Consider the following 12147-nt stretch of genomic DNA (forward strand, 5'->3'; position numbering starts at 1 on the left):
CACGAACCACTGTCCGAAACGTTATGCAAAAATCGTTCACTTTTTTGTCCCTCCTCCTTGTTGTGTGGGCCGTACCCTCATTTTCTGAAACAAAGGCCCATCCTGAAACGGGCAAACAACAGGTCGATCTGATCTCGCGAACCACAACAGCCGGCCCGGACGGCAACGGTGTGCTTTACGTCAAAAAAGGAAGTTCCGGCACTGGTAATTCCTGGGAAAACGCATTGGGCGAACTGGCCGATGCACTCAAACTGGCCAAGACCGACGCGACTGTCAAACAGATTTGGGTCTCCAAAGGAACTTACAAGCCGCTTTATACCCCCGACGATGACCGTGCTTTCGCAGATTCGGCTGCTTTAGTCACCTTGGGCAGGGATCACCGGGAGCGTAGCTTTCTTTTGGTTCCAAAGGTCAGTTTATATGGTGGCTTTGACCCTGACAACGGAATCGCCGATCTGAGCCACACACGTATTTTACCTAATCTGACGCTAAACGAGCTCGGTGGCGAAATAAAGGGAACCGTGTTGAGTGGCGATTACAAGAACGACGATGTAATCTCGGGTACCGCCCCACATCACCAGCTCGACAACAACCAGGACAATACATTCTCTATTCTGATGGCGGTAGGAGTTGCTTCATCAAACACAAATATGCAACTGGTTGTCGACGGCTTCACAGTCCGGGACGGGGCATCAAGAAATATCGCACGTGATCGCTATGTAGATGGTACGTGGATATATTATGCAACGGAAGCAGGAGGTGGATTGTTCGCCCACAAAGCCTTCAATCTCTCTGTTAAAAATATAAGTTTTTATTCAAACTTTGCCAGGATTGGAGGGGCCGTCTATTTGGATGCTTGTAACACGATGTCCTTTACGGATGTCTCTTTCTATCGAAATATAGGAGACTGGGGTGGCGCGTTGACACATTTCGACGAAGATATGAGGAATCGGGTTTCGCTGACTCGGGCTACCGTAGCTGAAAACAGGTCGGAGGGTTTTGCTGCAGTTTCCTCGCACGGCGTGCTTACCGCTTCGCAATGCACGTTTTTTGGAAACGAAGGGCAATTAGGCTCACTATGCATTGCCGGATATGGAGCGAACAGGGTGGCGAATAGCCTCTTTTTTAAGAATCCCGCCGGCGGCATCACGATGAAAAATCAGGCTGTGTTTGAAGGTACCGTTTATCAAACTGATATGAGGATCATTAACACGACCATTGTGGACAATAGCAAATATGGATTGTTTAGTGAAACGTATGACGCGCAATTCATCAACTGTATTGTCCTCAACAATAGTCAGGGAGCCGTTGACCAGGGTCAGAACACAAAAGTGATCAACTCGTTGATGCAAAACCGATGGGGTGTGACGGGCGATGGAGCCAATAGCCGGTACGTGGATCCCATGTTTGTCGATGCGGCGAATGGCGACTACCGCCTCCGTGCGTGCAGCCCGGCCATTGATGCCGGGGTCGATACTTATTCGGCCACCTTTGCCAGCGATCTCGATGGTAGCGCACGAAAGTTTGCTTCCGGCAATACCGATATAGGTGCCTATGAGTTTTCGGGAACCGCCCTTACGGCGAATGACCTGCTTGCTGGGGATGACATTGAAGCCGATGCTGCCGTTCCGAATGTAAATACGGCCATCCGGACCATTAACTCGGGCTGTCGCATACTAGCCTCCGTACAATCTTACGGCGGGGCTGTGAATGTATCCGGCGATGTTCACGGGAAAGTTTGGGTAGATGCCGCGCCCAACAGCCAATACGTAAGGCGGCATTATGAAATAACGCCGGTCACCAATCCCAATGGTGTAACCGGAAGTGTGACACTTTACTTCACTCAGGCGGATTTCGATGCTTTCAACGACGGTAATGATGTGGAACTACCCAATAACCCTGAGGACACAGGCAACAATAAAGCTAATTTGCTGATCGAAAAAAGAGGAGGGCAGAGCAGCGACGGTTCGGGCGCTCCCAACTCTTACCCGGGCGCGGTGCAAAATATTACACCTGCGGAAGTATTCTGGAACCCGGTTTCCCATATCTGGGAAGTGCAATTCATTACCACAGGTTTCAGCGGCTTCTTCCTGAAAACAACCAGTAACCCATTGCCGGTGCGCTGGATCTCATTCGCCGGCCGGCCCGACGACCAGGGACGCTCCGTATTGCGTTGGAAAGCAGATGAGGCAGGTGCGGCAAGTTATACAGTGGAAAGAAGCTACGATGCCAGGCTTTTCACAAAGGTTGAAGAAGTAGCTGCCGTAGGGAACGGTCTCCAATCCTACACGGTCACCGATCAGCAAATGCCTTATGGACAGGTGTATTATCGCATTCTGCAAAAAGATCTGGATGGCACATTCAGTTACAGCAAAATCATCAGCCTTACCGGTCGGGAAGGTACCCCGATCAGCGTGTATCCTAACCCGGCGCGAGGTGAGGTTACTGTCGAGCTGGAATCAGGTTACACGGCGAAGAAATTAAAAATGACCACCGCGAACGGTCTATTGGTGAGGGAAGCAGACATAAATGGTAAAAGAGTCAGCATCGACCTGACCGGACTGGCGCCTGGCTTATACCTGATCCAGACGGAAGATGGCCGGGTGATGAAGCTGGTTGCGCAGTAGTTCTGCCAAAACACAGCAACTGCATGGCGCGGTTATTTATTAGGCCATCAACATGCCTCTTCCTCTTTGGGGAGATGTTGATTCACTAATAAACCGAAACCTATGAAAATTGTCATTTATGCAGACCTGCAAAAGCATTACCTGGATGAACTTGTGAAGCAACTGCCTGGTGATGCTGAAATTATACGCGAAGAACCAGGTTCCGGTGACGAGTGGAGACAAGCAATGGAGTCGGCAGATATTTTGATCGGAAATCCACCTGTTGATCATTTAAATCCCATACCGGATACCCTGAAATTCTGGCAACTTGAAAATGTCGGTTTCGAGCAGTACAAGGACGTGAAATACGACGGTAAAGTAGCAAACGTAGGGGATATGTCTGCCTCAGCCTGTGCCGAGACAATTGTCGCCGGTATCCTGGGGTTTTACCGGGGAGTGCATCTTATGGTCAGAAATCAGGTAAATATTGAGTGGCTGGGTGAAGCTGTCGAAAGCCAGCTGTCGATCCTGGGTGAAAAACGGGTTATCATTTTAGGATCCGGCGCAATTGCTGAACAAATCAGCAAAATACTTGAAGCCTTTGGATGCTCCATACAGATGACCGCCAAAAAGGATCCTGACGCCGACATCCACTCCTATGAGGAACTACTTTCCCAATTGCCCGACATTGATTTGGTCGTAAACACTTTACCGGGAAACCTTGATAAATATGTGGGTAAAGAATTCTTCGATTCCATCAAGGAAGGTGCGCTTTATTCCAGCATTGGACGAGGGAATACTACCGATGAAAGTGCTTTACTTGATGCTTTGGAAAGTGGCAAACTGATCGGTGCTGTGCTGGACGTTACGGAATCAGAACCGCTTCCCCAAGATTCCAAATTATGGAAACTTACCAATGTGATACTGACCCAGCACACGGGAGCTGCGCACAAAATGCGGGATCGCGATAAGGTGGCCAAGTTTGTCGACAACGTTACGAAGTACTTAGAAAATCAAAAAATCGAGGACGAAGTGGAGTTGTCCAAAGGGTACTAAGCCAGCTTTTAATGCTCCAGGAACAATTTAGGGTATGCCAATTTAGGTTGCTTCGTCAAAAGGCGAATCCCAGCTTAAACGCGATCCGGGGCTTCTGCTCTGCTTGCTCTTTTGGAATAAAAGCGCCAACCGAAATGGTGAGGATGTCGACCGGTGCAAGCCAGATTCCACCCCCATAACTATAATGCCAGTTTGATGACTGATCGTTGCGCAGCCAGACACGCCCATGGTCAAAACTGCCAAACATGCCGTATGTGAGGGGCAGCGTGGGATTGTAGCTGCTCCCGAACCTGATGCGCAGGTCGGTACTTTGCCACAGTGCACTGTGCCCATAAAAGCGCTGGTTCCGATACCCTCTCAGGCCCTGGGCACCGCCGATAACGGGCATTTGAAAAAACTCGTAGCCCTTGCCAAAATTAATGCCTGTGCCGATCTGAGTGGCGAACACAAAATTCTCGTTCTGATCGAGCGCCTGGTAAATGGCCAGGGACGCCCGGATCCCCGTGTAGTTGCGGTCATTTATGAGGTTGGTGGCCCAATTCATCGTCGATCGGAAATGAACGCCTTTGTGTGGTGCAAAGAAATTGTCCACGTTATTGAAATCGAATAACAACTGAGCTCCGCCGTAATATTTGGTATTAAATATGTCTTTCGGTAATCCGCTTTCCTCCGATGTTACAAAACGGCCCGGAGACCGGTGAATGTCCGAAATCTCGAATAATGGCCCAAGGGCCACAAAACCACTGTTGCCTGCGAAGCCTTTCTTGATGGCAGGGAATAGATGAACCGCACTTTGCCTTACCCGATAATAGTTTTCCGGATCTACAATCCGCACCGATTCATTTCCCAGCCCGGTGTAGTTAAATGCATAGGTGGGTCCGTGGTAATAGGTATCCAGATAGAAGTCGAATTTTTTGAAAGCATTGATAAAATCACCCGTGTAATGCAGCCTGAATGCATTTGTGCTCATGGCGTAACTGCCGCCAAAATTTTGTGTGGAAGCGTACGGTTCTTTTTTGAAGCCATATTTGATCAGATTGACACCGCCTCCGATCAGCAGCCCGTCATCGGGGTTGAAACCCAGCACAGGCAAAGGCATGGCAATGTCGTAGTTACTGTCGGAACTTCTCCTGTCGTAAATATTAAAACGGTAGGCGCTGGTGCGCCTGTCACGCGTTTCTTTGCCGCCCTTCACTGTGTTTGCACCCAGGTCGTCGTACACGATCGTTTTCTTTACACCAGACCGAACGAAGGAACTATCATTAAAAACATCTTTACCTGTGCCGCCGATCAGCCGCACCCGGATCCCATTTTTAGCGTCACCCTTTACGATAAACTCGTCATCGTCACCGTTTCCGTAAATGTTGATCGCCTTCGTAATCGGGTAGTCGAATGTACGCTGGTAAGTTTGTTCTTTTACTTTGCCCTTTTTCGAGACCTCATAAGCAGTGATCCGCGTGCGCCCATCGTGCATTCTTTCTACCTCAAACCGCTCCTTTTCATCCGTGCCGATCACGTTGACGGATTGTGCCAAAAAATCGAAATGGGTTTTTGCTATTTCCATCAGGTGATCACGCCTCGCCTTGATGCTCGCTATGAGGTAGGGAGCCGACATGTCCTGAGCTTGCAGCGGCCATGCTCTGAAAGCATTTTCTATGACCGGGTCGGTGAGGTTTTGCTGGACATACTGCACTTCCGATTGCCATTGTTCCCAGGTCAGCTGATTTAGAAAAGTACGGTCAAAAAGCCGTGCGCTCCAGGTGTTCCACTTCATGCTTTTTATTTCAGGACCGAAAGACTGAAGCTGCCGCAAAAATGGCATTGTAAGGCTTGCCAGATTGGTTACGATCCCGTCGTATTTCGAAAAAGCCTGGTCACGGTCCCGGGGAATGGGACGGTACAATGTTTTGCCTCCGGACTCCTTGGCTGCCCAGGCCCACTGATCATCATGACGGTCCCAGTCGCCCACCAGAAAATCGAGCAAGCGCGTGCGTAACGCCCAGGCTTCATCCACCTTGTATTTGTTATTATCCAACAGATTTTCAACCACCTCGGGTGTACTCATTATTTTGTCGGCATACCCGAAGAAAGGATCCTTTTTCCATTTTTTACCTGACGGACGCTCTTCCACCAGATTCATCGCTCCACCAAAAATCTGATTGTATGGACTGAGGCCTGGCTGCGTAGGCGTATAATACAGGGTCGGATTGGTGTGGTAAACGTTGATGGCCTCAGCCAGCTTGGGGACGGCAAGGGGGGCAAAAGGGTGCGTGGAAAGAAAGTTTTCCTGGGCGAGAAATTGTGCTGCTACCATTCTGTTGAACGGAAATGGCAAAAATCGGCTGACATCCTTGGTCATGCCCCTCAGCACGTACTCTTTACCTGTTTCATTGTGGATGCGGAGAGAGTTAGTCTGATTGCCCCCACCCATTTTGCCCGTTGTGACACCACCTTTGAACCTGGCCAGATCCAGTACCGGAAAGGTATAAGCAGGCAGGTATAAATTGCGGTTATGCGCCCCAAAAACGACTTCATGAAAACGATTGATGGGTTTAATCTGGTACTTAAGAAGCAGATGTGAAGTCGAATCCAGATGTTTTTCATATTCCTTAAAATCCTGTTTCGGCTCCTCCTGAGAGCCTGCCAGCTTGTCCTTGATTTTCCTCCGGTAGACGACTTCTGCATGGCTACCTTCCGCGTTCACTTCCCAGTACTGTACCCAGGTTTCACCACCTTCATAAAATTCCAGTGTGCTGTAGCCGAGTTCGCTGGAAGCAAACTGTGACCCCTTCCCCATCCCGACAGGACTCCTTTTTGAACCACTTCCGCTCACGACAAAGGACTGTCCGTCGTTTTCGATGTACTGCAGCCCGTGCTCATGACCGCTGGCAATGACGAAGTTCCCGTTTTTCCGGGCAGCAGATAATATGACTGCCCGCAGGTCCCTATAGTTTTTATTGGCCATATCCTGCCTCGAGCCGATCGTCCCACGAAAAATGGCGCTCAGACTGCCCAGCCCGGGTAGCGGGAAATACAGGCCCGGGTACATTTCCGTCAACGGAAAAATATGCTGCTTAACCGTAAATTTGCCCCCATGCGGGCCATAGGTATACGGTGGATGGTGCATGGCGATCACCATATTTTTGTTGCGGTATTTTCTTACAATATTTTCAAAATTGAATTTGAATGTCTCGCGGTTACGGATCTCGCAGCCCTCATTTATTTTGGTGTCCCTGTCCCAGTCCGTAAGCCACCACTGGGAGTCTACCACGACCAGCACCACGTTATCGTTCAGCTCTACTACTTCCGGCCCCGAGCACCCATCTTTCGGTAGAAAATAACTTTCCCAACTGTCTTTGTCCGCTTTGCCTCGTCGCTGGTTGAGGTACGATTCGACGAAGTTTTCCTGTCTTTTCAGGCCTTTACGTCCCCAGCCCCGCCAATCGTGATTTCCCGGAATGAAAACGGGTCTGCCTTTGAAATCATTTAACGTTTCAAGCTGGGAGGTGATGCGGTATTCAGCCACACGCCTGTTTTCGGTGTCTTCTTTGGGCGGCATTCCGTGCTCGTAGATATTGTCACCCAAAAAAACAGCTGAGCTGCTTTCAGGCTCTTTGGCAAGTTTTGCTTTCAGGTAAGCAAGTACCGGCGCGTGGTGGTCGGGCGAATCGTTTCCTGCGTCGCCGATCAGGTACATGGTATGCTTCAGAGATTTTCCCGGATCCGGGGCGGATTGCTTCCAGTTCTGAGCTTCTTTGGCATATTGCTGACGGTAACCCGCACACGAAGAAAGCACGAAAAAGCTGATAGCTAAGATATATGAGTATACTTTAATCTTCATTCTTTGACAGTAAAACTGATTGATGTTATTCCGACAGCCGCTTGAATTTCAATATGTTGCCGTCTGAAAGATCTCCTCCTTCATTGGAAATATACAGGTTCCCCGCCTGGTCAAAAGCTACACCTTCCGGCTGATTAAACATGTTCGCATCGAGGTGGGCGGTCTCTTTAACCTGCCAGTTGGAATCCGTAACGACCAGCAGTTTGTTAATGGCAGCAACGATATACCAGTCGTTTGTTAAAGGATTCCTGGCTATGCCCGAAGGCCGGAATGCAGCTTTCATCTTACCTGTTTTGGCAATGATCTGTTTAACATCGATTTCGAAATCACCTGCCTGCGAAATGGAGTCGGTCACTTGAAAAATAAAACCGGATACGCGCACTTTAGCGTCATCCTGTTTGCAGTTTTTGCATATTACGTAGAGCTTTTCATTCTTAGCGTCGCCATAAATGGCTTCATATTCTCCTTTTGGCAACAACTTTTTCCATTCTGTTACGCTGTCCACCTCGGGGCCACTGGCATCGGAGAGTGGGAAAGTCAACAGCGCGCCACTGCTTTTTAATATCACCACCTGATTTTTGATGAGGGCGAGGTCTTCGTAATCTGCCTTTTTTCCAAACCTGGTATGTTCCTGTTTTTTTACCCCATACGCAAGCCGGAAAAGTTTCCCCTCTTCATCCTGAACGGCATAGATGGTATCACTTAGTCCATCCTTAAACGTAATGCCGGAAATTTCGAAAAGGCTCTCTGGCATGAAAAATTTCTGCGGCGCCTGCAGGTCGTAACCGCTCAGCACCTCATCGTTGTCGGTTTTGGGAGTACAGGCTGTGATGGCCAGTAAAAGGGCCGGAATCCACCCGTATTTTGTTAAGAAGGTTGTCATATATTCATTTTTTACAAATCCGTTACAGCACCCGAAAAGAACGAGGCCGCGACGAAAGTGAGAACGGAAACCACTATACCGAACATAAAAACATTGTAAGCCAGGCGAAGTAACCGGTACTTTCTGCCGAGCACCACACCCTGTGCATACACGTCACGGGTGAGGCTGCCGTACAAAAACTCCCTGTCGTTCATCATTTCCTGCATTCCGCTGGAATAGTCATTATAATTCATGCGGTAAAAATTACCAAAAAATAGCAGGTTGACCCTTTTCTTGTCAATGTCCTCCTGGGTAAACGTTCCGTGGGGTAAGGAAGGACGGGTTGCAAGAATGGAGAACACCATGGTGATGACGCAGATTGTTATCAACAGCATGGTTGGAATGGTGAGATATGGGTTTTCTTCGAGTTTCCTGACCAACACGCTCAGCAGAACCGACAGAATAATGGACGTTGTCGTAACCATGATGTTGGCTTTGTTGTCGGCCATATCGCTGAGTCGCTGATGGTTGTTGGAAGTAATGCGGAACATGGTTTCGATTCCTTTATCAGGCCTGTCAAATTTCGCTTTCCTGATGTCCGTTGCTTCCGGCCTGACAGCATTGCCAGTATTTTCGGGTGCAGAAGAAATGACTGGCTCCCGGGTGGGGTCCTCCACTGCCTTTTCGACCTGCTTTTTCAAATTTTTACTTTTCTTTTCATTTAAAAGCTGCTGACAGAAATCGGTGTGAAAATGATGAGATTCCAATAGCGTAATCGTGCTTTTGCGCCAGTCGGTTTTGCTGATTTTCTGGCCTGCACGCCACTCCGCTTCCTTTCTCATCAGTTTATTTCTTTCGGCAAACTGATCTGTACCAAAATGAAAAAGGTCTGCATCACAAACGATCTGCTCAAGAAGGTTTCTGGGCGCCTGCGGGATCTTAGTAGCTAAAATACAACCCTTTATATCTTGTATCTGCGTGTCAGGAATCCCGATAGACATCAAAAATGCCGCCGCTGCATCTGCTCCGCGTTCCTCATGACCGCTGGCTTCGCCCGTAAAATAGCCCATATCATGAAACCAGGCAGCGCAATTGACTACAAACCGTTCCTGGTCGTGAAGCTGGTAATGGTCTGCGATTTGGTTAACATGGGATACTACTTCCTCCGTATGCGCCTGGTTGTGGTAAATTAATCCTGGATTCGGGTGCTTTTTGAAAAAATGTGTCAGTTCCTGTTTTACCTTTTCAGTCAGGTCCGTGTAATTCATAAGGCCGGTTCAGTTAGTTTTTCTAAAAGCGCTATTTCAAGTGATTGTTTCCAGACTCCGTCCAGATTAATTCCGACACGCAAGGCTTTCAGCCCTGTCACACCCTGAAGTTCTTCCAGCTCGAGGTGCTCCAGATCGTCGGTCAACATGCCCTGTTCCTGTAAATATCTGATATATTCAACATATTCGTCTGCTTCCTTGCTATTAAAATACACCATTGCAATCTTTCCGGGCTGGGTCAAACGCTCGTCGGTATGGGCGATCCTGACTTTGTCGATGCGCTTTTTGATTACATGATAGCGGATGTTGTACGCACCTTCCACATCAAACCTCCTTTCATCATCCCGGAAGCTGATATCGATACTTCCATGATTAATGAAAATCAGCTGGGTTGTTTCCAGCGGTTTCTCCATGTCGGGCAAAAGTGAATGCGTAATTTTTGCTATTGCCGCCATGCTGGTCAGCTGCCACAGCCTGATGTTCTTAAGATACAGATGGTTAAACTTTTTTTGTGGCGCAATGGATTGGCCGATGTAGATGTCGTATTCTACGCCGTCAGTCCGGAATTTCTCAAAATAACAAGGATAGGATTCTTGTATCTGGTTTTTGAACAGATCCAGATACATGTTGAGACCGGAATTGATTTTCTGCATGGACGATTCCAGGGCTCTCCGATTCGCGTAGGCAGCTCCGGTTTCCTCATCCACCACGGCATCGTACCCGTTCAGGGTTTCGCAGAGCTCAGGGCAACTGGATCTGAAATGCTGGAGGAACGGGCCAACCTCGGATTCGAAGAAGTCTTTTACCTTCATCTCCTCGTGATCAATGGAATGGTCAACGATCTTGCTGATCCATTTCTCACATTTGTAGATCATTTCATCAAGAAGTCCCAGCCTGTACTCTTTTTTGATCGATTTAATAGTGCTGATGAGCGCATTGAACTGAACGATCAAGTCATCGCTCAAAGCCTTATTTCTCTCAATTGTCGAATTTCTGATGTCTATGGCCCCGTACAACGGAAAAACATTTCTGAACTGAATACGCTCAATTTCAGTATTTTGTGGTTGTTGAGCGTTGTCTCTCAGGTAGTTCCACGCTACCTCCTTGAATTTCCACTGCACGGATGGCTGGATGGAGGTAAATTTATCCTTGATAATGTTTTCGATGCGTCCGTGAAAATCGTCGATACTGTTTTGTAATACCTGCGCAACCAGCGGCAAGGCAACGTCCAGTTTAGACAGAATCGTTTCGTCCAGGAATTTCAACGTGTGGGAGTAGACCTCCAGCACACCGGCGATGTGGTTGTTGTAGTACACAGGAAGTAACCCGTACGATTTGATGCCGGTAGCCACCAAAAGTTGGGTAAAATGCTCCTGGGGAAGGTCAGAGCGACCAAGATCATTCAAAATAAACACTTTGGGGTTTTGAAAATATGCTTCCGTCATCTGCTCGAATTCCTCGGTGCCCAACCCGTTTTCCATTGCGTGCTTCATCACCATCGAATACGTGTAACTCTCATGGTTGAACACGACCCTGGAATTGACACGCAACAGTGGTAATAATCCAAACTCGACGTCTTTATTGGCCACCAGTGTTTTGAGCGACTGGGCTATGTTCATGAAATAGTCGCCGGAATCGTCTTTCCCGTGATCCAGGATCACATTTTTAATTCGCTCAACGGTGTAATCCGATGTGATGTCGGTGAGGGTAATAATGGAAAAACCTTCAAATCTCAATTTCGAAAGCGGAAGGATTCGGGAAAGCTCACTCCAGTCAGCGCCGTCTTTAAGATCGAATGTGTCCAGTTTCAGATCCTGCAAATCCTCCGAAGGGAAAACGTCAATGAAACTTGTGTCCAGGTTGACCCGGTAATATTTTGGCAAACCACTTTTTTCATCGGCCAGTGACAGAACCATCTGGTTTCGAAAATTGAAATTAAAACCATACAACCGGTTCAGTATCAACGAATAAAGCACCTGAATTTTTTGCCTGATATTGACCTGCTGCTCTTCCTCCCGGATAATATTACAATTGAGCAAACCTGTTTCTTCGATCGTAAGTAGTTTGTAAAATGCCGAAGTGCCGTAAAATAGTACCGGATCAAGTGCGGTGCTCAGTCCCCACAAAACCTGTTCTTCATCAGCCACCGGGGGAATCATGATGCTGTAAATCAGATCAAACTGTTCCTGGTACTTCGGGATATCTTCCAGACTGATCGCTCCGGTAAAAGCGGGGTCGGCGGTGAGCTTTTCGTATACAAACTCGAAATAGCCTTTTCTGGCCGTGGTTCCATCCGAGACCCGTTTTTCGATATATTCAATAAATCTTTTAAATGTCAATGTGCTGTTTAATCCCTGCATGACCTCCGAGGCGCCATTGGAGATTTCGAGTACCGATGTTTTCATGTTCCTGGTGAGCGGTGAGGGGCTCTATTGGGCGTATTGTAAATATGTATACATAACAAAAAGCATTGAACAGGGTTCCGTCTGGTCGTTCTTTTCAGTTCACTGGTCT

Annotated in this window: 6 protein-coding genes; 2 read left to right on the top strand and 4 right to left on the bottom strand. The window is 48.1% G+C overall.

From position 1 onward, the window contains the following. The first annotated feature begins 23 nt into the window (after window positions 1-23). Both DYADSP32_RS07825 and DYADSP32_RS07830 read left to right on the top strand, forming a co-directional pair. On the top strand, window positions 24-2627 hold the full coding sequence (locus DYADSP32_RS07825; RefSeq protein ID WP_149243250.1) for a T9SS type A sorting domain-containing protein: 2604 nt from the start codon (window positions 24-26) through the stop codon (window positions 2625-2627). A 102-nt stretch (window positions 2628-2729) separates the two neighbouring features. Then, window positions 2730-3662, top strand: coding sequence for an NAD(P)-dependent oxidoreductase (locus DYADSP32_RS07830; RefSeq protein ID WP_149243249.1), 933 nt, complete (start codon window positions 2730-2732; stop codon window positions 3660-3662). A gap of 55 nt (window positions 3663-3717) precedes the next feature. Here the strand turns inward: DYADSP32_RS07830 and DYADSP32_RS07835 are convergent, their stop codons facing one another. Genes DYADSP32_RS07835 through DYADSP32_RS07850 form a run of 4 tightly spaced genes read right to left on the bottom strand, consistent with a single transcriptional unit; the run spans window position 3718 to window position 12038 of the window. Then, entirely contained in the window at window positions 3718-7503 is a 3786-nt protein-coding gene (locus DYADSP32_RS07835; RefSeq protein WP_149243248.1) for a metallophosphoesterase, read from the bottom strand. A gap of 25 nt (window positions 7504-7528) precedes the next feature. After that, a complete protein-coding gene (locus DYADSP32_RS07840; RefSeq protein WP_149243247.1) occupies window positions 7529-8386 on the bottom strand; it encodes an SdiA-regulated domain-containing protein in 858 nt (285 codons plus the stop codon). A gap of 11 nt (window positions 8387-8397) precedes the next feature. Next, window positions 8398-9633, bottom strand: a complete 1236-nt coding sequence (locus DYADSP32_RS07845; RefSeq protein ID WP_149243246.1) for a Pycsar system effector family protein — start codon at window positions 9631-9633, stop codon at window positions 8398-8400. Then, window positions 9630-12038 (bottom strand): GAF domain-containing protein, encoded by a 2409-nt coding sequence (locus DYADSP32_RS07850; RefSeq protein ID WP_414617607.1) that lies wholly within the window; start codon window positions 12036-12038, stop codon window positions 9630-9632. Before DYADSP32_RS07850 ends, DYADSP32_RS07845 begins: the two co-directional genes overlap by 4 nt. Between the last annotated feature and the right edge of the window lie 109 nt (window positions 12039-12147).

It is taken from the genome of Dyadobacter sp. 32 (assembly GCF_902506755.1).
Classification (GTDB): Bacteria; Bacteroidota; Bacteroidia; order Cytophagales; family Spirosomataceae; genus Dyadobacter.

What these genes read in the sequence shown, in the direction of transcription:
- DYADSP32_RS07825 (WP_149243250.1), top strand. Translation starts at nt 24, where the DNA reads ATGCAAAAATCGTTCACTTTTTTGTCCCTCCTCCTTGTTGTGTGGGCC.
- DYADSP32_RS07830 (WP_149243249.1), top strand. Translation starts at nt 2,730, where the DNA reads ATGAAAATTGTCATTTATGCAGACCTGCAAAAGCATTACCTGGATGAA.
- DYADSP32_RS07835 (WP_149243248.1), bottom strand. Translation starts at nt 7,503, where the DNA reads ATGAAGATTAAAGTATACTCATATATCTTAGCTATCAGCTTTTTCGTG.
- DYADSP32_RS07840 (WP_149243247.1), bottom strand. Translation starts at nt 8,386, where the DNA reads ATGACAACCTTCTTAACAAAATACGGGTGGATTCCGGCCCTTTTACTG.
- DYADSP32_RS07845 (WP_149243246.1), bottom strand. Translation starts at nt 9,633, where the DNA reads ATGAATTACACGGACCTGACTGAAAAGGTAAAACAGGAACTGACACAT.
- DYADSP32_RS07850 (WP_414617607.1), bottom strand. Translation starts at nt 12,038, where the DNA reads ATGAAAACATCGGTACTCGAAATCTCCAATGGCGCCTCGGAGGTCATG.